20 protein-coding genes, 8 tRNA genes and 1 rRNA gene are annotated in these 20,731 nt (G+C 57.4%); 2 read left to right on the top strand and 27 right to left on the bottom strand.

Annotated features, from left to right (window positions below; all coding sequences use genetic code 11):
- Window positions 1-79 precede the first annotated feature (79 nt).
- From B5M42_RS06620 to B5M42_RS06535, 18 genes are all read right to left on the bottom strand, one after another.
- Window positions 80-1,030, bottom strand: coding sequence for a ribose-phosphate diphosphokinase (locus B5M42_RS06620; RefSeq protein ID WP_134753815.1), 951 nt, complete (start codon window positions 1,028-1,030; stop codon window positions 80-82).
- A 72-nt stretch (window positions 1,031-1,102) separates the two neighbouring features.
- The gene (gene hisJ / locus B5M42_RS06615) at window positions 1,103-1,909 is read right to left on the bottom strand and encodes a histidinol-phosphatase HisJ (protein ID WP_134753813.1); all 807 of its coding nucleotides are present in this window, start codon (window positions 1,907-1,909) and stop codon (window positions 1,103-1,105) included.
- Between the two features lie 29 nt (window positions 1,910-1,938).
- Window positions 1,939-2,592 carry a bifunctional phosphoribosyl-AMP cyclohydrolase/phosphoribosyl-ATP diphosphatase HisIE gene (gene hisIE, locus B5M42_RS06610; protein WP_134753811.1) on the bottom strand — a complete coding sequence of 218 codons (654 nt, stop codon included), beginning with the start codon at window positions 2,590-2,592 and terminating at the stop codon, window positions 1,939-1,941.
- On the bottom strand, window positions 2,589-3,347 hold the full coding sequence (gene hisF, locus B5M42_RS06605) for an imidazole glycerol phosphate synthase subunit HisF (protein ID WP_134753809.1): 759 nt from the start codon (window positions 3,345-3,347) through the stop codon (window positions 2,589-2,591). The genes hisIE and hisF overlap by 4 nt, the downstream gene beginning before the upstream one ends.
- A 258-nt stretch (window positions 3,348-3,605) precedes the next feature.
- Complete coding sequence (gene hisA / locus B5M42_RS06600) at window positions 3,606-4,349, bottom strand: 1-(5-phosphoribosyl)-5-[(5-phosphoribosylamino)methylideneamino]imidazole-4-carboxamide isomerase (protein WP_134753807.1); 744 nt, start codon at window positions 4,347-4,349, stop codon at window positions 3,606-3,608.
- A gap of 14 nt (window positions 4,350-4,363) precedes the next feature.
- Entirely contained in the window at window positions 4,364-4,963 is a 600-nt protein-coding gene (hisH, locus tag B5M42_RS06595) for an imidazole glycerol phosphate synthase subunit HisH (RefSeq protein WP_134753805.1), read from the bottom strand.
- Between the two features lies 1 nt (window position 4,964).
- A complete protein-coding gene (hisB, locus tag B5M42_RS06590; protein ID WP_134753943.1) occupies window positions 4,965-5,567 on the bottom strand; it encodes an imidazoleglycerol-phosphate dehydratase HisB in 603 nt (200 codons plus the stop codon).
- 2 nt (window positions 5,568-5,569) lie between these two features.
- Window positions 5,570-6,853, bottom strand: coding sequence for a histidinol dehydrogenase (gene hisD, locus B5M42_RS06585; protein ID WP_134753803.1), 1,284 nt, complete (start codon window positions 6,851-6,853; stop codon window positions 5,570-5,572).
- A gap of 278 nt (window positions 6,854-7,131) precedes the next feature.
- Complete coding sequence (gene hisG, locus B5M42_RS06580) at window positions 7,132-7,770, bottom strand: ATP phosphoribosyltransferase (RefSeq protein ID WP_134753801.1); 639 nt, start codon at window positions 7,768-7,770, stop codon at window positions 7,132-7,134.
- A 60-nt stretch (window positions 7,771-7,830) separates the two neighbouring features.
- Complete coding sequence (locus B5M42_RS06575) at window positions 7,831-9,069, bottom strand: ATP phosphoribosyltransferase regulatory subunit (RefSeq protein WP_134753796.1); 1,239 nt, start codon at window positions 9,067-9,069, stop codon at window positions 7,831-7,833.
- A 654-nt stretch (window positions 9,070-9,723) separates the two neighbouring features.
- Window positions 9,724-10,263, bottom strand: coding sequence for an acyltransferase (locus B5M42_RS06570; protein ID WP_134753794.1), 540 nt, complete (start codon window positions 10,261-10,263; stop codon window positions 9,724-9,726).
- On the bottom strand, window positions 10,260-10,913 hold the full coding sequence (ppaX, locus tag B5M42_RS06565) for a pyrophosphatase PpaX (RefSeq protein WP_134753792.1): 654 nt from the start codon (window positions 10,911-10,913) through the stop codon (window positions 10,260-10,262). Before ppaX ends, B5M42_RS06570 begins: the two co-directional genes overlap by 4 nt.
- Window positions 10,891-11,874, bottom strand: a complete 984-nt coding sequence (lgt, locus tag B5M42_RS06560) for a prolipoprotein diacylglyceryl transferase (RefSeq protein ID WP_134753790.1) — start codon at window positions 11,872-11,874, stop codon at window positions 10,891-10,893. Before lgt ends, ppaX begins: the two co-directional genes overlap by 23 nt.
- Window positions 11,875-11,918: 44 nt before the next feature.
- Entirely contained in the window at window positions 11,919-12,860 is a 942-nt protein-coding gene (gene hprK, locus B5M42_RS06555; RefSeq protein WP_134753788.1) for an HPr(Ser) kinase/phosphatase, read from the bottom strand.
- Between the two features lie 125 nt (window positions 12,861-12,985).
- Complete coding sequence (locus B5M42_RS06550) at window positions 12,986-14,107, bottom strand: ABC transporter ATP-binding protein (protein WP_134753786.1); 1,122 nt, start codon at window positions 14,105-14,107, stop codon at window positions 12,986-12,988.
- A 90-nt stretch (window positions 14,108-14,197) separates the two neighbouring features.
- Window positions 14,198-15,313: a PucR family transcriptional regulator gene (locus tag B5M42_RS06545; RefSeq protein WP_134753785.1), complete on the bottom strand. Its 1,116-nt coding sequence runs from the start codon at window positions 15,311-15,313 to the stop codon at window positions 14,198-14,200.
- Window positions 15,314-15,445: 132 nt separating this feature from the next.
- On the bottom strand, window positions 15,446-16,297 hold the full coding sequence (locus B5M42_RS06540) for a C40 family peptidase (protein ID WP_134753784.1): 852 nt from the start codon (window positions 16,295-16,297) through the stop codon (window positions 15,446-15,448).
- Window positions 16,298-16,486: 189 nt separating this feature from the next.
- Entirely contained in the window at window positions 16,487-17,434 is a 948-nt protein-coding gene (locus tag B5M42_RS06535; RefSeq protein WP_134753783.1) for an MraY family glycosyltransferase, read from the bottom strand.
- 161 nt (window positions 17,435-17,595) lie between these two features.
- Here B5M42_RS06535 and B5M42_RS06530 point away from each other — a divergent pair, with 161 nt between their 5' ends.
- Both B5M42_RS06530 and B5M42_RS06525 read left to right on the top strand, forming a co-directional pair.
- Complete coding sequence (locus B5M42_RS06530) at window positions 17,596-18,897, top strand: nickel-dependent lactate racemase family protein (RefSeq protein ID WP_134753781.1); 1,302 nt, start codon at window positions 17,596-17,598, stop codon at window positions 18,895-18,897.
- Between the two features lie 184 nt (window positions 18,898-19,081).
- Window positions 19,082-19,399 (top strand): MTH1187 family thiamine-binding protein, encoded by a 318-nt coding sequence (locus B5M42_RS06525; RefSeq protein WP_134753779.1) that lies wholly within the window; start codon window positions 19,082-19,084, stop codon window positions 19,397-19,399.
- A gap of 66 nt (window positions 19,400-19,465) precedes the next feature.
- Here B5M42_RS06525 and B5M42_RS06520 read toward each other — a convergent pair.
- From B5M42_RS06520 to B5M42_RS06480, 9 genes are all read right to left on the bottom strand, one after another.
- Window positions 19,466-19,538: transfer RNA gene (locus B5M42_RS06520), tRNA-Lys, on the bottom strand.
- 10 nt (window positions 19,539-19,548) lie between these two features.
- A tRNA-Tyr gene (locus B5M42_RS06515) sits at window positions 19,549-19,630 on the bottom strand.
- Between the two features lie 46 nt (window positions 19,631-19,676).
- Window positions 19,677-19,749: transfer RNA gene (locus tag B5M42_RS06510), tRNA-Phe, on the bottom strand.
- 44 nt (window positions 19,750-19,793) lie between these two features.
- Window positions 19,794-19,870: transfer RNA gene (locus B5M42_RS06505), tRNA-Asp, on the bottom strand.
- A 12-nt stretch (window positions 19,871-19,882) separates the two neighbouring features.
- Window positions 19,883-19,958: transfer RNA gene (locus B5M42_RS06500), tRNA-Thr, on the bottom strand.
- A 42-nt stretch (window positions 19,959-20,000) separates the two neighbouring features.
- Window positions 20,001-20,076 (bottom strand) — tRNA-Val (locus B5M42_RS06495).
- A gap of 16 nt (window positions 20,077-20,092) precedes the next feature.
- Window positions 20,093-20,169 (bottom strand) — tRNA-Met (locus B5M42_RS06490).
- A 40-nt stretch (window positions 20,170-20,209) separates the two neighbouring features.
- Window positions 20,210-20,300: transfer RNA gene (locus B5M42_RS06485), tRNA-Ser, on the bottom strand.
- 84 nt (window positions 20,301-20,384) lie between these two features.
- Window positions 20,385-20,731, bottom strand: a 23S ribosomal RNA gene (locus B5M42_RS06480); the annotation flags it as partial.

Here is a 20,731-nt window from a genome sequence, read left to right as displayed (position 1 = left end):
TTATACCATAGATCGCCGAGAAGCCAAAAGCTTTATCCGCGCGCCCGCCGCGCCGTCAGCGCCCGCTGCCGCCGCCGCTCTATACGCCGCCGTATTTGAACAGCGAGGACAAGGAACCGCCTTCGATAATAATGCGGATCGCATCGGACAGCAGCGGCGCAACCGAAAGCACGCGGAACTTGTCCGGATGATCCTCCGGAATGGCGATCGAGTCGGTGATGATCACTTCTTTGATGTTCGGATGGTCCAGACGCTGCAGCGCCGGACCGGAGAATACCGGATGCGTCGCGCAAATATAGACGTCGTGAGCGCCGCGCTCTTTAAGCCCTTCGACGACGTTGACGATGGTCGTACCCGTGTCGATCAGGTCCTCGATAATGATCGGCGTGCGTCCCGCCACGTCGCCGATGACGTGCGTGATGACCGCTTCGTTGTGCGCAGGGCGCTTTTTAATCATCATGGCAAAAGGAGCATCGAGAATATTCGCCATCTTCTCGGCTGTCGTCGCGCGTCCCGCATCCGGGGACACGATGATCGGATCGACGAGATTTTGCTTGCGGATGCAGTCGCTGAGCACATCAAGCGCAGTCAAATGATCCACCGGAATATTGAAAAAGCCCTGAATCGCCGGAGCGTGCAGATCGATCGTCACGACGCGGGTTGCGCCCGCAGCGCTGAACAGATCGGCAACCAGCTTGGCGGAAATCGGCTCGCGTGGAGCCGCTTTGCGTTCCTGGCGAGAGTAACCATAGTAAGGGATGACAAGGTTGATCGTTCTTGCGGAAGCCCGCTTCGCCGCATCCATCATGACCAGCAATTCCATCATATGCTCATTGATCGGATGGGAGAAGGTTTGTACCAGAAATACGTCGCAGTTGCGAATCGTCTCTTCGTATAAGCAATAAATTTCACCGCTTTTGAAACGGGACAGCTTGATCTGCCCGAGCGGTTGGCCGAGCTCGTTGCAAATACGTTCCGCAAGCTTCGGATTGGAAGATCCGGAAAAGATTTTGACATTGTCGCTATACATGATTAATGGTTACCTCCGATGGTTCATCCTAATATATTCATGCCATATTCATTATACTGAAAGATGCCGCTTTTAAAAAGTAACAAGCTGTCGCTTTCTGGCTGAAAATGTGGCTATTTCGTTAAAACCGACATCCTTGAGCAGCGCGCGCGCCTCATCCAAATATTGGGACAGCCGTTCCGGCTGGTGCGCGTCCGATCCAATCGTCAGCGGAATGCCGATTTCGCGGCAATATTCGAGCATCCTCCGGCTGGGGAACATCTCTGCGCACGGCATGCGCAGCCCCGACGCGTTCAGCTCAATCGCCATGTCGTGCGCCTTCACCGTATCGAGCGCCGCCTTCTCCAGCTCCCACGGATCGCGGTCCGGCTTGTAGCCGAAGCGCTTGATCACATCGATGTGCCCGATGTAGTCGTAGAACCCGGTGCGCACCGCCTTCTGCACGGCATCGTAGTACTGCGCGTACACCTCGTACACGTCGCGGCCTTCCCAACCGGCCACCTGACGGTAATCGGAAATGTCCCATTCGCCGAGAAAATGCACCGAGCCGATCACGTAATCCCAAGGATACGCGTTCACAATCGCGGCAATTTCCGCTTCGCAGCCTTCGATGTAGTCTCCCTCCAGCCCGACGCGAATATCGATCTGCTCCTTATATTTCTCTTTCAGGTGCAGACATTCTTCGACATAATGCGGCAGCTCCGCCATTGGCATCGCCATCTCGGGCCAATACGTCGCCGGGTCCACATGCAAAAGCGGCATATGATCCGACAGCCCCAACTGCGTGAGCCCGATCTCGATGCCGCGCTTGACGTAATCCTCCAGCTCGCCGGAGGCGTGACCGCAGCGTACATGATGTGTGTGATAATCAATCAACATCGTTCGTATCACTCCAGGTCCTGACGTTTTTATTTCTTGACGTGCCGACGCTCCAGTTCCTTCATCACATCGTCCAGCGGCAGCCGGTTGTTGCGCAGCAGCACCATCAGATGGAAAATCAGATCGCTCGCTTCATAACGCAGCTCGTCGTTGTCGTTGTTTTTGGCAGCGATGATGACCTCGGCCGTTTCTTCGCCGACCTTCTTGAGAATTTTATCGACGCCTTTTTCGAACAAATAGGTCGTATAGGCGCCTTCGGGACGCTCGGCGTCACGCGAAGCAATCACCGCTTCCAGCGCGGACAGAATCGCAAAGCGATCGCCTTGCACGGCTTCGCCGCCTTCAGCAGTCACTTCCGCCACCGGAATGCTGTGCGTAAAGCAGCTGTAGCTGCCCGTATGACAGGCGGGACCGGACTGCTCAACCAGCACCAGCAGCGTGTCCGCGTCGCAATCGTAGCGCAGCGCCTTCACCTTTTGCGTATGACCGGAAGTTGCGCCCTTGTTCCACAGCTCCTGACGCGAGCGGCTCCAGAACCACGTTGCGCCCGTCGCCGCCGTCCGCTCCAGCGACTCCCGGTTCATGTACGCCATCATCAGCACTTCCTTGCTGATCGCGTCCTGCACAATAGCCGGGACGAGACCCTGCTCGTCAAATTTGATCGTATCCAGCAGCGCTGTCATCGAATCTCCACTCCTTTGCCCTTGAGGTCGTCTTTGACCCCTTGAATCGTCAATTCTTTATAATGAAAAATCGTCGCCGCCAATCCGGCGTCCGCCTTGCCTTCCGTAAACACGTCGTAAAAATGGTTCGCTGTCCCCGCGCCGCCGGATGCGATGACCGGAATGCCGACCCGCTGCGACACCGCGCTCGTCAGCTTCAGGTCGAAGCCGTCCTTCGTGCCGTCGGCGTCCATGCTCGTCAAGAGCAGCTCGCCTGCGCCCAACTCCTCCATCCGCTTGGCCCACTCCAGCGTCTTGATGCCGGTCGCCTTGCGGCCGCCGTGGGTGTAAACCTCCCACTCGCCCCATTCGGCATTGAACTTCGCATCAATCGCCACCACCACGCATTGCGAGCCGAAGCGGCGCGCGCCGTCCGACACGAGCTGCGGGTTGAGCACCGCCGCTGTGTTGATCCCGATTTTGTCGGCGCCCGCACGCAGCAGCCGCTTCATGTCGTCCACGCTGGCAATGCCGCCGCCGACCGTGAACGGAATCGTGATCTCGCCTGCCGTCTTGCGCACAACGTCGACCATCGTGGCCCGTCCTTCATGCGAAGCCGAAATATCGAGAAATACCAGCTCGTCGGCGCCCTCGCGGTCGTAAATCGCCGCCAGCTCCACCGGATCGCCCGCATCGCGCAGATTCACGAAGTTTACGCCCTTGACCACCCTGCCGTCCTTCACGTCCAGACAAGGAATAATTCGTTTCGCCAGCATCCTGCCGTCTCCTTTCTCATCGCCGTACTTCCGCGCCGCGTCCGCTCGCGGAGCGCCATATGGCGTCCGTTGCACCCGCACGGCTCGGCTTACATCCGCCACCGTCCGTCACCTCGGGCTCACCGCAGCACGCTCTCCAACGCTGCAATCCCGCACCCCGCGCGACTCCCGGAGCGCGGTGCCAGCCGTACAGCGGCTGTCTAGCCCGTGCAGTACGCTACCGCACGCCGTGCCCCTCGGCCCGTTCGCCGCCGTTGCCTACGCCTGGCCGCCGCCGATTTGCCGCACCGCTTCCTCCAGCTTGATGCTGCCGGTATACAGCGCCTTGCCGACAATCGCTCCGCCCACGCCTTGCGCCGCGTGCTCGGACAGCCGCAGCAGGTCCTCCATGCGGCTCACTCCGCCCGACGCAATCACCGTCTGGCCGGACACCTGCGCCAGCTGCGCAATCGCTTGCGTATTCGGACCGCCCATCATCCCGTCGCGGGAGATGTCCGTAAAAATAAATGTTTTGGCGCCATGCTCAGCCAAATCCACCGCCAAATCCTCGGCCTTCACCTGCGAGGTTTCCAGCCAGCCGCGCGTCGCTACATAGCCGTCGCGCGCATCGATGCCGATCGCCACCTTCTCGCCGTGCTTCGCCAGCAGCTTGTAGACGAACCCGCGATCCTCAATCGCCGCCGTGCCGAGGATGACCCGCGACACGCCAAGCGCGAGCAGGTGGTCCACATCCTGCTCCGTGCGCAGGCCGCCGCCGATTTGCACCGGCACCTTCACGCTTTGGGCAATTTGCCCGATCAGCTTGTCGTTGACCGGATAGCCGGCCTTCGCGCCGTCCAGATCAACCAGATGAATCCAGGCTGCGCCCTGCGCTTCCCACTCCTGGGCAACCTCCAGCGGATTCGTATTGTACACCGTCTCGCGGTTGTAGTCGCCTTGCATGAGCCGCACCGCTTTGCCATCGCGAATATCAATGGCCGGATAAATAATAAACGAAGACATCTCTTCCGCTCCTCTTAGCCCAATTTCAAAAAGTTATCGAGCAGCCGCATCCCGATCGGACCGCTTTTCTCCGGATGAAACTGCATGCCGTACACATTGCCGCGTCCGACAATCGCCGTCACCGGCTGATGGTAGTCGGTCACCGCCAGCAAATCTCCGTCGTTCTCCGGCTTGGCGTGGTACGAATGCACGAAATAGACGTGACCTTCCTCGATCCCTGCCAGCAGCGGACTTTCCTGCGTATAGACCAGCTTGTTCCAGCCCATATGCGGCACCTTGTAGCTGCCCTGGAAGCGCACCACCTGACCGGGCAGCAGGCCCAGCCCTTCATGCTGACCATGCTCCTCGCTGCCGGAGAACAACAGCTGCATGCCAAGGCAAATACCCAGCAGCGGCTTGCCCGATGCAGCAAACTGCACCACCGTCTCGTTCAGCCCGCTTTCGCGCAAATGAACCATTGCGTCGCCGAACGCGCCCACGCCCGGCAGAATCGCGCCGTCAGCCGCGAGAATCCGCTCCGGATCGCCCGTGACCTCGGCCGTATGACCGAGCCGCTCCACCGCCTTGCTGACGCTGTGCAAATTACCCATGCCGTAATCGATAATCGCGATCATCCTACAGCACTCCCTTCGTGGAAGGAACCCCCTGCACGCGCGGGTCAATCGACGTCGCTTCATCCAGCGCGCGGCCCAGCGCCTTGAACACCGCTTCAATCATGTGGTGCGTATTGTGCCCGTAGTGTACGATCACATGCAACGTCATCCGCGCCTCCAGCGCCAGCTTCCACAGAAACTCATGCACCAGCTCGGTCGAAAAGCTGCCCACCGTCTGCGACGGATACAACGCCCGGTATTCAAAATGCGGCCGGTTGCTGATATCGATCACGACCTGCGCCAGCGCCTCGTCCATCGGCACAAACACGCTCGCATACCGCTTGATGCCGCGTTTGTCGCCCAGCGCTTCGCGCAACGTCTGCCCGAGGCAAATGCCGATATCCTCGACCGTATGATGGTCGTCGATGTCGATGTCGCCCTTCGCCGTCACCTTCAAATCGAACTGGCCGTGCTTGGTAAACAGATCAAGCATATGATTGAGAAACGGTACATCGGTTTCGATCTCCGACACGCCCGTTCCGTCCACCTGAAAAGTAAGCTGAATGTCGGTTTCATTCGTCTTGCGGTCAACGCTCGCCGTGCGAGCGCGGTTTTGTTCGGCCATCGTCATTTCTTCCCTTCCTTGTCCAATCGCACTTGGATCGCGCGGGCATGACCCTCCAGCCCCTCGTTGCGGGCCAGCGTCATAATCATCTCGCCGTTCGCCAGCAGCGCTTCCTTGCTATAATGAATCACGCTTGATTTCTTGATAAAATCGTCCACGTTCAGCGGCGACGAGAACCGCGCCGTGCCGTTCGTCGGCAGCACATGGTTCGGACCGGCGAAATAATCGCCGACCGGCTCCGAGCTGTACGTGCCGAGGAAAATTGCACCGGCGTTCTCGACGCGCGGCAACCACGCGAACGGATTGTCCACGAGCAGCTCCACATGCTCGGGCGCGAGGCGATTGATCACGTCGATGCCTTCCTCCAGGCTGTCGACGAGCAGAATCGCCCCTTTGTTCGCGGTCGAGACGGCAGCGATCGCCTTCTTGGGCAGCACGTCGAGCTGCTTCGCCAGCTCGGCGTCAACTGCCGCCGCCAGCTCGCGCGACGGCGTGACGAGAATCGCAGGCGACATCTCGTCGTGCTCCGCCTGCGCCAGCAGATCGGCCGCGACGTAGGCCGGATCAGCCTGATCGTCGGCGAGCACGACGATATCGGTCGGCCCGGCGATCATGTCGATATCGACGACGCCGAACACGTAGCGCTTGGCCAGCGCGACGTAGATGTTGCCCGGCCCGACGATTTTGTCGACCGCCGGGATCGATTCTGTGCCGTAGGCCAGCGCAGCTACGGCTTGCGCCCCGCCGACGCGGTAGATTTCCCGCACACCCGCCTCAGCAGCGGCGACCAGAATGTGCGGGTTGATGCCCGCTTCGCCGGCCGTCGCGGGAGGCGTGACCATCACGATCTCCGGCACCCCCGCCACCACCGCAGGGATGGCGTTCATCAGCACGGAGGAGGGATAGGCCGCCTTGCCTCCCGGCACGTACAATCCGACCCGCTTCAGCGGTCGGATCACCTGGCCCAGCAGACTGCCGTCGGGCTGCAGGTCCATCCACGACACGCGTTTCTGCTTCTCATGAAACGCGCGAATATTCGCGGCCGCCTGCCGCAGCGCCGCCACGAACGCGGCGTCGACCTGCGCATACGCCGCCTGCACCTCCTCGTCGCTCACCCGCAGCGCGCCGATTTCGACGCGGTCGAATTGCGCCGACAGACGGCGCAGTGCCGCGTCGCCCTCCGCGCGCACCGCGTCGATGATGCGGCGCACGCTGTCGTTCTGCTCGGGAGAGCCGTACTCCACCTCCCGGTTAAGCTGAAACTCCGCAGCCGGTATGATCCGCATATCCCTCATCCTTTCATTAAATCGCTTGATTGATTGACTCCACGCCGTCACGCCATCACATCGTCACGTTGTCGCGCCATCGCACCGGCAACAGCACCCCGCCCACGCAGCGGCCGCCTTCCGCTACCCTATGCGGTGCGCAGGCGCAGCCAATTACACGTGAGACGCTGCTTGGAGCGCCCAGCGCCCCGCCGTCTGCGGCTGCCGCTTTTCCCGACGACGGTGCACAGCCCGCCGTTCCGCTCAGCCGGACGCTCCCGCTGCCCAGACGCTTCCGTCTACGCCTGCGTCGATACCGGCAGTACCGCTTGCAGCTTATCGCACAGGCGCTGGATCGCTTCGTTTTTCATCCGGTAGCTGACCCGGTTGGCAATCAGACGGCTCGTAATTTGGAAGATTTCCTCTTGCTCCACCAAGCCGTTCTCCCGCAGCGTCTGCCCGGTTTCCACCATATCGACGATCCGGTCAGCCAGCCCGATCAGCGGCGCCAGCTCAATCGAGCCGTTCAGCTTGATCACTTCCACCTGCTGACCTTGCTCGCGAAAATATTGCGACGCCACATGCGGATACTTCGTCGCGACCCGCGGATGAATGACCGGCTTCCAGTCCGGCAGCCCAATGACCGACATCCGGCAGCGAGCAATCGCTAGGTCGAGCAGTTCATACACATTGCGATTTTCCTCCATCAGCACGTCCTTACCCACCACGCCGATATCGGCGACGCCGTATTCCACATAAGTCGGCACATCCACCGGCTTGGCCAGAATAAATTCCATCCGCGCCTCCGGCACCGGAATAATCAGCCGACGCGACTCCTCCAGATCCTCCGGGATCGGCAGCCCAGCCTTATGAAACAGCTTCGATGCTTGTTTATAAATGCGGCCTTTCGGCATTGCAACCTTCAAAATATCGTCCATTCCGTTCGCTCCCTTCGGGCCTCCTCGCAGGAAGCCCGGTTCGTAAGCAGCCGCTCCAGCCTAAGACCGCGCAGCCCATACCTCTACTTGATCAAAAACATGTCCCAACACGAGCTTGCATCCGCCCTGCTCCTGCACTGCCCGCTCGATCGCCTGAACGTCCTCGAACAGCATCGTCACCACCTGTACCGGCGTCTCCGGCTCTGTCAACGCCTCCGGACTCCACAGGCAGCGCAGCTCCTGGGCTCGCTGCAGCGCTTCGCCTCGCCGTTCTGCCGTGTAAGCGATCAGCGTGCGCTCGCCCGCGTCAGGCTGCGCGGTGCCGACAATCTCAAGAATCCGGTTCGTCTTCAGCGCAAAGCCCGTCGCCGGAGCCGGCCGCCCGAATTGCGCCAGCAAATTGTCATAACGGCCGCCGCTGCACACCGGGAAGCCCAGGTCCGAAGCATAACCTTCAAACGTCATGCCCGTGTAATACGAGAAATCGCCGATCATCGTCAAATCGATCACGACATGCTCGCTAACTCCGTACGCCTGCAGCACATCCCACACCTCGCACAGATGATGGATCGCTTGCTGCGCTTCCGGATCAGCCGACAGCAGCTTCGCTTGCGCGCAAATATCCTTGCCGCCGCGGAGCCGCAGCACGCCCTCCAGCTCCTTTGTCACCTCGGCGCTCAGCGCCAGCCCGCGAATCCGCTCGCGATAGCCGACATGGTCGCGGCTGAGCAGGCAATCCTTCAAGGCAGCCTGCGCGTCGGCGCGGCTGGCCAGCGTTTCATTAAACAACCCGTTCAGAAAGCCGACATGACCAAGCGCAATCTTGAACTTCTCCACACCCGCCGCCTGCAGCGATGCAATCGCCAGTGCAACCACCTCGGCATCGGCCTCCGGCGTCGCATCTCCGACAAGCTCTACCCCCGTCTGGAAAAATTCCGCGTCCCGACCGGCTTCTTCCTCAATCGACCGGAACACATTGGAATGGTACGAAAGCCGCAGCGGAAACCGCTGCTCCTTCAACAAGGACGAGACCACACGGGCAATTGGAGCCGTCAAATCGGAACGCAGCACCAGCGTCGTTCCTTTGCGGTCCAGCAGCTTAAACAGCTTCTTGTCCTCCGTCGAGCTCGCCGTACCGACCGTATCGTAATACTCCAGCGTCGGCGTAATAATTTGCCGATACCCCCAACGCTCCATGCAAGCCAGCACACGGCGCTCAATGCTCCGCAAACGGGCCACCGCTTCGGGCAAATAATCCTTCACGCCGATCGGCTTTTCAAAAACCTTTGGTTTAGACACCGTCTCACCTCAAACTTATAGTGTGCAAACGGCCGCAGCGCGGCTCGTATACCTGTCAATATCCTAAAACACTTTAGTTCACTACCATACTACCATGCTACCAAAATAAAGAAGGTACGGTAAGTTTATCACGGAACCGCCCGGAGCGTCAATGGCGCAAAAAGGGTTTCCTTGCACTTTTCCAGCCACTCCCTCCCTCCTGCTCCTTGTCCGGTTTCGCGGCCTACCCCCGGCCTATCCGTACCCCTGCGTCCCGTTGTTCATGCGATACGAGTAGCGGTTTCCGGCTCGCACGCCCTGCCTCTCCGACCGCCGGACCTGCCCCTCAGCAGCCCGCGCATTGCCGGTCTGCCGCAGCTATCCCCCCATCTTCGCTTCATCGCCCAACCGGCCGCATCACGCACAAAAGGCCGCCCCGCCAGCAGTTTGCTCACTGCTTTCGGACAGCCTTTCCCCTTGCTCCGGTCTTGCCCTGATCTTGATCTTGATCTTGGTCTTGATCTTGATCTTGGTCTTGATCTTGGTCTTTGCCCTGATCCTAGCCCTGATCCTGGTCTTGATCCTGGTCTTGATCCTGGTCCTGATCCTGGTCCTGATTCTGACCTCATCTCATCTGACCTGATCCTGACTTTTCTGACCCTGATCTGGTCTCGCTTACATCTCTGCTCCTTGCTCAACCGTCTCCCGTTCCGCTCCCGCTGCCCCGTCGCTCCGCCCCTTGCGGATCACCTGCAGCGGATTACCGGCCACGAAGCTATACGGCTCGACATCCTTATGCACAACCGAGCCTGCACCGACAACCGCATGATCGCCGATGGTCACGCCCGGCAAAATCGTCGTATTCGCGCCAATCATCACATGATCGCCAATCCGCACCTCGCCCAAGCGGTACTCCTTGATCAAATATTCGTGGGCGAGAATGGTCGTGTTGTAGCCGATGATCGAATTGCGGCCGACGCTGATTTTCTCCGGGAAGAACACATCGACCATCACCATCAGCGCAAACGCGCTGCTTTCCCCCACCTTCATGCCAAGAACGCGGCGGTAAATCCAGTTTTTCAGCGCCAGCGACGGACTATAACGGCTGATCTGGATGAAAATAAAGTTGCGGATCGCCTTCCATCTGCTCACCGTACCGTATATTTGCCAGAGCGCATTATTGCCCTCAACTGGATAACGTCGGGTGTTCCTCAAGACGCATCCACCGTCGCTCCAACAATCGGCAGCAGCTCACGCATATCGTCGATCATATAGTCGGGCTTGAACGTTTCCAGATACGCGCGCCCCTTCCACGACCAGGATACGCCGATGGCTTTCACGCCGGCCCGCTGCGCTGCTTCAATATCGTAATGGCTGTCTCCGACCATCACCGCTTCCTCCGGCGTGCCGCCCAGCTCCTGCAGAGCCAAGCGGATGCCTTCCGGGTCGGGCTTGGGCTTGCTCACATCCTCCACCGTCACAATGGCGCTGACAAACGTCTCCAGACCGCACAGCTTCAAACCCATAAGCGTCGTCTTGCGGATTTTGCTCGTCACAATGCCGATCTTCAAGCCCCGCCGATGCAGCTCGGCCAGCACCTCGCGTACATGTGGAAATTCGCGCACCAGACTGTCGTGATTGGACAGATTGAACGCACGGTATTTCTCCATCAGAGACTGCGTATCCTTGCGGCCGCTGAATTGCTCCAGTTGCTCGACGAGCGGTTTACCCATATTCGGGATGATGAACTCCCGCGTCACCGGCTCCGCCGTCTCGCCATCCAGACAATGCAAAAACGATTGCACAATCAATTCGTTCGTATCGACAATGGTGCCGTCCAGATCAAACAACACGATTTGAGTCATATTCCGCTCCTTTGGCGTTCCGTTCAGCCTCCGCCGGATCCGCCCCGCCCGCAGGCGTCTGCGACTTGCTGGAGATCAGCGGGTCGCTGTAACGCGACTGGGCCAAGCCCTTCTTGCGGCGCACAACGACCAGCACGATGGCTGCAACTACAATCAGCACCGACAGCAGCTGCGAGATGCGGACATTGCCGCCATACGTCAATACGCCCGGCTCAAATACGAGCTTCATCGGCGACCAGATCGCGTTCATCAAGCCCGCCAGCCAAGCCGGCCCTGTGAAATCCAGGCTGTCGGTACGCAGACCTTCCACGTAAAACCGGCCGATCGAATACCAGATGAAGTAGCCGATAAACAGCTCGCCGGCACGCAGGAACGGGCGGCGGCGCAGCAACAGCAGCACGACAAGCCCAACCAGATTCCACATCGATTCGTACAAAAACGTCGGATGGTAAAAAACGCCCTGAATATCCATCTGATTGACAATCCAGCCCGGCAGATGCAGCGTATCGCGCAAAAACGATTCCGAGACCGGCCCGCCATGCGCTTCCTGATTGACGAAATTGCCCCAGCGGCCGATCATTTGACCGGCGATCAGACTGGGTGCGCAAATATCGGCGATTCTCCAGAAGCTATAGCCCTTGCGCCGCGTATATATATAAGCCCCGATGATGGCGCCGATCAAAGCGCCGTAAATCGCGATGCCGCCATGCCAGATCATGAAAATTTCCGCGAGATTATTTTTGTAATCGCTCCATTGAAACACAACATAATAAAGTCTGGCACCAACGATCGCCGAAGGCACGCCGATCAGCAGCAAATCCATGAAAAAATCGGGTGACATGCCAAAGCGCTTACCCTCGCGTACAGCCAGCAGCAAGCCCACCAGCGCCGCTGTCCCCAGTATAATACCGTACCAATGGACATCAATCGGCCCTACAGAAAAAGCAATGGGATTCAACATACTTGCTTCATTTCCTCCTTTAGCCGGCGATTACGCCGCGCTTCTCAATCGAAATCCTCGAAATCGTCGGACAAAGACTCCGTCAGCTTGTTCGTGAACTGCAAAGCCGCATTGTAGCCCATCCGCTTCAAGCGGTAGTTCATCGCTGCGACCTCGACAATGACCGCCAGGTTTCGGCCCGGTCGTACCGGGATCGTCACCAGCGGCAGATCGGTTTCGATGATCCGCGTCAGCTCCTCGTCGAGCCCAAGCCGGTCGTATTGCTTGTCCTGCTGCCAGTTTTCCAGCCGCACGACAACCGATATCTTCTTGATATTGCGAATCGCTCCCGCTCCGAACAACGTCATCACGTTGATGATACCGACGCCGCGAATCTCCAGCAGGTGCCGGATCAGCTCCGGTGCGTTGCCGGTGAGCACATGGTCCGCTGTCTGGCGAATCTCCACCGCATCGTCGGCGATCAGCCGGTGGCCGCGCTTGACCAATTCCAGCGCCGTTTCGCTTTTGCCGATGCCGCTGCTTCCCGTGATCAGCATCCCGATTCCGTACACATCGACCAGAACGCCGTGAATCGTCGTGCTTGGCGCCAGCTTATTTTCCAGAAATCCGGTCAGCCGGCTTGCCAGAATCGTCGTTGAAATTTGGCTGCGCAGCACCGGCAGCTCGCGTTTGTTCGCTTCGTCCAGCAGTTCGGCCGGCACAACCAGGCCGCGCGTTACCACAATGCAAGGCGTTTCCTCCGGCGCACACAGCTGTTCGGCGCGGTTACGCCGCACCCCCGTCGTCAGCATTTCCAAAAACGTAATCTCAGTTTTCCCCAGCATTTGTACCCGTTCCCGGGGGTGATAGTTAAAATAGCCGGCCATCTCCAGCCCCGGGCGGTACAAATCCGCAACGGTAATCGGCCGTTTCAGCCCTGTCTCTCCCGCAAGCACTTCCATGTGGAACTGCTCGACCAAGTCCGCTACCTTTACTTTTTTCGCCATTCTTCCTATCTCCTTTATATGCCAATAATTTCATCGTAATGCAATCGCTACCCGAAATCAACTGCCGCTTCACAAAATGAAAAAAGACCGACTCCTTCAAAAAGGAATCGGCCTTGTGTTCGCTATTAGCCGTTCAGGATCGACAGAGAAGACTCTTTGTCGAAGAAATGCACTTTGTTCATGTCGAGCGCCAATTTCACGTTCGTACCTTCTTTGAATCCGGCGCGACCGTCAACGCGGGCAATGATCGTTCCGCTGCCGATACCGTTGATGTACAGGTACATTTCGTGGCCAAGGTTTTCAGCCAGCTCGATGTGTACGTTCACGATGGAATTCGGGGAAGCTTCGAGGAATACAGGCTCCTCATGGATATCTTCAGGGCGCACGCCGAGAATCACTTCTTTGCCAACGTAGCCTTTATCTTTCAAGGCTTGCGCTTTACCGGCAGGGATTTCTACGTTCACACCGTTTGTTTTAAAGTGTACGGAACCGCCTTCTTGCACCAGGCTACCGTTCAGGAAGTTCATCGAAGGGGAACCGATGAAGCCTGCAACGAACATGTTAACCGGGAAGTTGTAAATTTCTTCTGGCGTAGCCGCTTGTTGAATGATGCCTTTATCCATAACAACGATCCGGTCGCCCATCGTCATCGCCTCTGTTTGGTCATGCGTTACGTAGATCGTTGTAACGCCCAGACGTTTCGTCAGCTTCGTGATTTCAGCGCGCATTTGTACGCGGAGCTTCGCGTCCAAGTTGGAGAGTGGTTCGTCCATCAGGAATACTTGCGGTTCGCGAACGATTGCGCGGCCCAAGGCAACACGCTGACGCTGACCGCCGGAGAGCGCTTTTGGCTTGCGATCCAGCAAGTGCTCGATGTCGAGAATTTTCGCTGCTTCGCGAACGCGAGTGTCGATGTCTGCTTTTTTGAATTTGCGGAGCTTGAGGCCGAATGCCATATTTTGATAAACGGTCATGTGCGGATACAAGGCATAGGATTGGAACACCATCGCGATATCGCGGTCCTTCGGAGCTACGTCGTTCACCAGACGGTCGCCGATGTACAGTTCACCTTCCGTAATTTCTTCGAGGCCTGCGATCATACGCAGTGTTGTCGACTTACCGCAACCGGAAGCGCCAACCAGTACTACGAACTCTTTATCTTTAATTTCCAGGTGGAAGTCCTTTACCGTCGATTCTTCTGCACCGGCATATTTCTTTACAATGTGGTTCAAGCGTACTCCTGCCATTGTTTCATTCCCCCTACACGTTATCAAAATTCCTACATTCATCTTACCCTACAGCCCACAGACTGACTATGCACAATCCTCACAAAAAAACTACTTTCTTTTCGTTACTTTGTACAATAGTAAGGCGAGCCGCACCAAAACGGCGTGATTGAACGTGCGCACATCCAGACCCGTATCCTGCTTGAACTTGTCCAGACGGTAAAGCAGCGTATTGCGGTGGATATACAGCTTCTTTGCCGTTTCGCTCACATTGCAGTCCAAGGAGAAAAAATGCTCCAGCGTCATCAACGTCTCGGCATCAAGCAAATGATCGGTGCCGCGCAGCACCTGATCCATGAACTTGATCTTCTCCTCATCCTGGATCAGATGCAGCAGCTTCTCCAGACGCAGCTCCCAAGGCAAGTGAATGTACGTGCCGACGTGGAACGTCCGGCCGAGCATAATCGATTCTCTCAGCTGCAAAATCGTCGACAGCAGCGACTTCGCCGGCTTGAACGGATAATCGATCGCCAGGTGGTACTCGCCCCCCCATTCATTGGCCAGCATTTCATAAAGCCCGGCCCCGATCGCTTCCAGCGTCTCTTCAACGCTTTCCTCCTCATCGCCGTCGCGTTCCTCGCCTCCGCTGGTCAGCAGGCTCTCCGAGCCCAGAATCAGCCACTCCTTTTCCAGCAGCGGAATCAGCAGAATATCCTCGTCGAAAAAAGTTTCCAGCAGCTTTTTCAGCTCCGCATAAGAGACCTTGTGGTTCTGCGAATAGTCGCCATACAGCAGCAGCGGCAGCTTGGCCGCATACAGCGACGACTGCGCCGCAAGCACATCGGGCAGCTCCGCATGCGTATGCCCATGCTCCATCTGCTCCAGCAGCCAGGATCGAAGCTGGCTCGCCCGCCGCTCGTCCTCGCTCAAATACGCCCCGGCCAGCTTCCACTCTTGGGCCTGCTTCGATTCCAGCGTCAGCTCGACCAACTGCCGCTCCGACGCCGTAAGCCGGTCGCCGGCCGCCTGCAGTACGCGAATGCCGCCGCTTTCCCGCCCCAGAAAGAACAATACGTCGTCGCCGCGCCGCACGCTGCGAATCACCAGCTGCCGCTCGCCCTGCTCCTCGTCCACAAGCCGCAGCCATTCGGCTTCCGGCAGCAGCGCCAGCTGCATCGGCACATTCAATACGGCCTCCAGCCGTTCCTTCCATCGTTCCCAGTCCATGTATCTGCTCCCCAAGGGTTATTAATATGTATGCGCTATCTCCTATTGTAGCATAGATCGTAAGTCTTATCGAAAAAAGAACCCCCCGATACCCTAAGGAGCCGGAGGATTCTTGCGTAAGCTTCAAGCGAATTACGAAATAACGCGGCGTGCCGTGACATAGTGACTGGACCACCAGTCGCTGTTGATCGAGCTGTATTTGACCCCGCCTTCGCCGTAAGTATGAATCATCATGCCGTTGCCGACATAGATGCCGACATGTCCGATTTTCGAGCCGGACTCCTTCGTTGTGAAAAAGACCAAATCCCCTACAGTCAGATCCTTTTTGCTGACGGCTTTGCCTTGCTTGGCCTGATCGCGGGAAACGCGCGGCAGCTCGATGCCCATTTCGTGGAAAACCGTTTTGACAAACGAGGAACAGTCCATCGTTTTCGTTTGGCCGTATTTAGCGCCGAACAGATACGGAACGCCCAAATATTGGCGCGCCGTCAGGATCAGCTGCGCGCTGTAAAGATCATCGGCATTCAGCACGCGGCGGCCGCCGATAAAGCTTTTTTTGTAATCGCTCACCTTGCGCGTGACGACCTGGTCCCTGCTTTTCGAAGCCATGACCATGTTGCCCTCCCCGACGTAAATCCCTGCATAGGTTGGCTTTTTGCCGCTGCCGAAGAACAGCACGTCACCCGGCTGCAGCGCATTCAAATCGCTGACCGGCGGCTTGTTCATTTTATACTGATCGGCCAAGGTGCGCGGCACCTGGTAGTCAAACGACTGAAATACATAATAAATGAATCCTGAGGCGTCAAAGCCCTCGGCTGGCGTTTCCGCATAAGGCGTATATTCTTTGCCTACGAACAGCTTTGTAAAGGATGCAGCGTCCATTTCATTCGTGGCGGCAAAAGCCGAAATCGCCGTTGTGCCCGACATAGCGATCGTCACCGCAGCCGTAATTCCGATGGTGCGATGCGCGAAGCTTTTGAACATGTTCCGTTCCTCCCATACAATCTTGTAGATTTGGGAATGGTCTCTCTTCCCTAGTAGTAGGTTACCATGTAAGTAAAAAGCGTTTCACTCCTTAAATGTTTCCTCTCGACGCGAATCGATGGATAACACGGCAAAAAAACCTAAGGGATTATCCGCTTAGGCCGCCACACTTTGGTTCGGGTCCCTGATTTAACTGGAGGTTAACACTAAAATAATGGAAAGCAGCGAGAACAACGCGCCCACTAGGTACAAAAAGGAAACCGTCTGCGTCTGCGTCAGCCCCCACTGCATCAGGCTGTGGTGGGTGTGCAGCTTGTCGGCCCGATGCAGCCCCTTGCCCTCAAGAAACCGCCGGGCGAACACAATAAGCGTATCCATGATCGGCACCCCGATCGCCAGCACAGGAACGAGCAGCGAGACGACCGTTGCGCTTTTGAAGGCGCCGTCAATCGCCGTTACCGCCAGCGTATAGCCGAGAAAAATCGCACCGGCGTCGCCCATGAATATTTTGGCCGGATGGAAATTAAACGCAAGGAAGGCCAGACAAGCGCCAACGAGAATCGCCGCCATAACGGCTGAGCTATCCTGCTTCTTGAGCATAGCCGCCACGAGCAGCGTCAGCGAGGAGATCGTGACAATGCCGGAGGCCAGCCCGTCGACGCCGTCGATGAAATTGATCATATTCGTAATACCGAACACCCAGGCCATTGTAGCTGCCCAGGTCAGCCAAACCGGAAAAAGAATCATGCCCGGCGCATGCAGGTTGGTAATGCCGATAATATTGATATTGAACAGGAGCGGTACAGCGGAAACAAGCGTGTAGGCAAGCAGGCGGGGCCAGACGGGGAAATCCTTGCCGCGCGTCTTGAACCAGTCGTCGGTCAAACCTACGACCAGCAAAATTGTGCCGCCGACCAGTACGGCGCGAGTCAACGCCGAGTGGGGAGCAAATAACAGCATCGCTGCTGCGCAGCCGATATAAATCGCCAATCCGCCCATAAGCGGAATGGGCGTAGCATGAATTTTGCGCGAATTCGGACGATCGACAAAACCAATCCGCAGCGCCAATCGCTGGATCACCGGCACAGCGCCGCAAACAATCGCCAGACTGCACAGCAGCGGCAGGATGTATGGCATGGCAATTCCCCCCTAAGTCCGATAAGCCTGGCTCCGCCGCGAGCTTGGGGCCGATGCAGGCATTCTTAGGATTGCCTTTCCTGAAATCACCCATACCTGTACATAAACTTTTCCTGCGGGGAAATAATGACAGCAAACGTGAAAAAGGAGACTGATCCCGCATGTATGTGCTGCCTTATGGGAAAAGCAGCGTAACGCTGGAGCTTCCTCCTGGCGTATCGGCCGATTGGATCAGCTATCGTCGGCCTTCGGCAGCTGGCCTGCGCCCGGTCCGGTCCGGGGCAGCGGGCGGCCTCACCGCAGACGACGCAGAGATCAGCCGCGCTCTTTCCGCCCCGATCGGCGCTCCCGCGCTGCAGGAAGCGGCTCGGGGATTTCGCTCCGCTGTGATTCTCATCAGCGACATGTCTCGGCTCTGCCCCAGCTACGTCTTCCTTGAGCGGCTGCTCGACGAGCTGAACGCTGCCGGTATCCCTGACGGCTCCATTCGCATCATTGTCGCGCTCGGCATGCACCGCAAAATGACGGCCGATGAGCTCGCTGCCTTGGTCGGCCCCGCCGCCTTCCGTCGCGTGTCGGTGCTCAATCACTCGCCGCTACCGGAAGATTGCATCCGCCTTGGCGTGACCAGCCGGGGCGTCCCCGTCGAAATCAATCGGCTCGTTGTCGAGGCTGAATTTCGCATGGTGACGGGCAACCTTGAGCCTCATCATCTGGCCGGCATCTCCGGCGGCGTCAAAGCGCTTGTGCCAGGCGTCGCTTCCGCTGCCTGCATCGAAGCCAATCACGCCTTATCGGCTGGCTCCGGGGGACAAGCGCAGCCCGGCAGCCCGGATAATGCCGTTCGCTCCGACATGGAGGAAGCGCTGCGCTTCCTTCCCGTCCATTACCTGCTAAATGTCGTTGTCGATCATGAAAGGAACCTGCTCGGAGCCGTAGCCGGAGATGTGCTCGCAGCCCATCGCGCCGGGCTGCAGCTCGTTCGCGACTGCTTTCTTGTCGACGTCCCTCAAAGGTACGAGCTGACCGTCGTCTCCGCCGGCGGCTTTCCCAAGGACACGCAGCTCTACCAAGCCGTGAAATCGCTAAAAAATGCCGCCGCCATCACCCGCAAGGGTGGACGTATTCTCCTGTTAGCCCAATGCCCCGAGCTTTATGGCAACGGCATCTTTCAATTCTGGATCGAAACCATCGGCGATGCCGCACGAATGACCGGCATGCTGCGCGAGCGCTTCGTGCTTGGCGCGCACAAGATCGAAAGCATCGCTCAAGTACTTAATCGGCATGAAGTCCTTCTTTATTCCAGCGTGCCGGACTCTACGGCGGAATTGGTCGGCTTCCATCCCATCTCCGATTTAAACGCCGCTGTCCGCGAACTGCACAGCCGATGCCCCCGCCCATGCCCCAACATCGCATTGATGCCGTATGGAGGGCTTACTTTTCCACAAATCGCTGCACCTTGAACTTCGGTCACACCAAGCAGACAATGCTGCTCTCCACTCCGCACGGCAAGCATGCCGGATAAGGGCCATGTTGTCATCAGCCGTTCAACGGCAACGCGGACCTCGCTCCCGCTTGCCCGAAACTTGCCTGCTCCGCTACAATAGAACAGAAGAGATGTTGAGGATCACACAAAGGAGCTTGGCTATGGCTATTGCAGAATTCACCATCATTCCGATTGGCACGGGCAGTACCAGCTTGAGCAGCTATGTCGCGCAATTGTATACGGAGTTGGAACGCCAAGAGGGCATTCGCTTTGAAATGACCGCAATGGGCACGCTGATCGAAGGCCCGGTCGATCGCCTATTCGAGGTTATTCGTCTGATCCATGAAATTCCGTTTATGCAGGGCGCACAACGAGTGTCCACCTCGATCAAAATCGACGACCGCCGCGATAAAGAAACTTCCATCCAGCAAAAAATGCAAGCCGTCGCCGAAAAGCTTTCCGCTCGCACCGCTGAATAACACAGCGGTGTTTGTGTGATTAAACAAAAAAGAACCCTTACGGGTTCTTGCATTTTTGTATAAAAGTGAGCCATGTAGGACTCGAACCTACGACACCCTGATTAAAAGTCAGGTGCTCTACCGACTGAGCTAATGGCTCTTAAAGAAAATGGAGGCTGATGGATTCGAACCACCGAACTCAGAGAGAACAGATTTACAGTCTGCTGCGTTTGGCCACTTCGCTAAGCCTCCAAGGCGAGATACCCACGCTGCGCACGCGCTACGCAAATATCTCCAATGGCTCGGGACGGAATCGAACCGCCGACACGAGGATTTTCAGTCCTCTGCTCTACCGACTGAGCTACCGAGCCGTATGTAATTAGTATGCCCGATTCGAGCAAAAAAAAAGAAAAGATGGCGGAGCCGACGGGATTCGAACCCGCGGTCTCCTGCGTGACAGGCAGGCATGTTAGGCCTCTACACCACGGCTCCGCATTGGAAAACTGGTGCCGCCGAGAGGACTTGAACCCCCAACCTACTGATTACAAGTCAGTTGCTCTACCAATTGAGCTACAGCGGCATATGAGTGTGTAAGAAATGCATGTTCACTTGTGAAAGTGAATGGTGGAGGCTGACGGGATCGAACCGCCGACCCTCTGCTTGTAAGGCAGATGCTCTCCCAGCTGAGCTAAGCCTCCATCCAATTTGTAATTATGGTAGCGGTGGAGGGGCTCGAACCCCCGACCTCACGGGTATGAACCGTACGCTCTAGCCAGCTGAGCTACACCGCCATATGAAAAGCCTATTGATGCTTTGTTGCTTGGTGAAAACTGGCGGAGAGAGAGGGATTCGAACCCTCGCACCACTTGCGCAGTCTAACCCCTTAGCAGAGGGTCCCCTTGAGCCACTTGGGTATCTCTCCAAGCTCAATAACTTCAGGTTTAGTATTCCCTGAAAACTAGATACGAAACAAGTCGTGGTGTTACGCGTGAGTGTTGCTTGTGTTGTGGTTAAGCCCTCGACCGATTAGTATTCGTCAGCTCCATACCTTACGGCACTTCCACCTCGAACCTATCTACCTCGTCGTCTTCAAGGGGTCTTACTAATTGGGAAATCTCATCTTGAGGGGGGCTTCACGCTTAGATGCTTTCAGCGCTTATCCCCTCCGTACATAGCTACCCAGCTATGCCTCTGGCGAGACAACTGGTACACCAGCGGTACGTCCATCCCGGTCCTCTCGTACTAAGGACAGCTCCTCTCAAATTTCCTACGCCCGCGACAGATAGGGACCGAACTGTCTCACGACGTTCTGAACCCAGCTCGCGTACCGCTTTAATGGGCGAACAGCCCAAC

Source organism: Paenibacillus athensensis, assembly GCF_004514475.2.
GTDB lineage: Bacteria > Bacillota > Bacilli > Paenibacillales > NBRC-103111 > Paenibacillus_AL > Paenibacillus_AL athensensis.
Note: the sequence above shows the minus strand (reverse complement) of the source record. Positions and strands in the feature narration are given on the sequence as shown.

What these genes read in the sequence shown, in the direction of transcription:
- hisF (WP_134753809.1), bottom strand. Translation starts at nt 3,347, where the DNA reads ATGCTGGCGAAACGAATTATTCCTTGTCTGGACGTGAAGGACGGCAGG.
- hisIE (WP_134753811.1), bottom strand. Translation starts at nt 2,592, where the DNA reads ATGACAGCGCTGCTGGATACGATCAAATTTGACGAGCAGGGTCTCGTC.
- B5M42_RS06620 (WP_134753815.1), bottom strand. Translation starts at nt 1,030, where the DNA reads ATGTATAGCGACAATGTCAAAATCTTTTCCGGATCTTCCAATCCGAAG.
- ppaX (WP_134753792.1), bottom strand. Translation starts at nt 10,913, where the DNA reads ATGACTCAAATCGTGTTGTTTGATCTGGACGGCACCATTGTCGATACG.
- B5M42_RS06530 (WP_134753781.1), top strand. Translation starts at nt 17,596, where the DNA reads ATGTATGTGCTGCCTTATGGGAAAAGCAGCGTAACGCTGGAGCTTCCT.
- hprK (WP_134753788.1), bottom strand. Translation starts at nt 12,860, where the DNA reads ATGGCGAAAAAAGTAAAGGTAGCGGACTTGGTCGAGCAGTTCCACATG.
- hisA (WP_134753807.1), bottom strand. Translation starts at nt 4,349, where the DNA reads ATGTCTTCGTTTATTATTTATCCGGCCATTGATATTCGCGATGGCAAA.
- B5M42_RS06535 (WP_134753783.1), bottom strand. Translation starts at nt 17,434, where the DNA reads ATGCCATACATCCTGCCGCTGCTGTGCAGTCTGGCGATTGTTTGCGGC.
- B5M42_RS06550 (WP_134753786.1), bottom strand. Translation starts at nt 14,107, where the DNA reads ATGGCAGGAGTACGCTTGAACCACATTGTAAAGAAATATGCCGGTGCA.
- hisD (WP_134753803.1), bottom strand. Translation starts at nt 6,853, where the DNA reads ATGCGGATCATACCGGCTGCGGAGTTTCAGCTTAACCGGGAGGTGGAG.
- B5M42_RS06540 (WP_134753784.1), bottom strand. Translation starts at nt 16,297, where the DNA reads ATGTTCAAAAGCTTCGCGCATCGCACCATCGGAATTACGGCTGCGGTG.
- hisH (WP_134753805.1), bottom strand. Translation starts at nt 4,963, where the DNA reads ATGATCGCGATTATCGATTACGGCATGGGTAATTTGCACAGCGTCAGC.
- B5M42_RS06525 (WP_134753779.1), top strand. Translation starts at nt 19,082, where the DNA reads ATGGCTATTGCAGAATTCACCATCATTCCGATTGGCACGGGCAGTACC.
- hisB (WP_134753943.1), bottom strand. Translation starts at nt 5,567, where the DNA reads ATGGCCGAACAAAACCGCGCTCGCACGGCGAGCGTTGACCGCAAGACG.
- hisJ (WP_134753813.1), bottom strand. Translation starts at nt 1,909, where the DNA reads ATGTTGATTGATTATCACACACATCATGTACGCTGCGGTCACGCCTCC.
- B5M42_RS06545 (WP_134753785.1), bottom strand. Translation starts at nt 15,313, where the DNA reads ATGGACTGGGAACGATGGAAGGAACGGCTGGAGGCCGTATTGAATGTG.
- hisG (WP_134753801.1), bottom strand. Translation starts at nt 7,770, where the DNA reads ATGGACGATATTTTGAAGGTTGCAATGCCGAAAGGCCGCATTTATAAA.
- lgt (WP_134753790.1), bottom strand. Translation starts at nt 11,874, where the DNA reads ATGTTGAATCCCATTGCTTTTTCTGTAGGGCCGATTGATGTCCATTGG.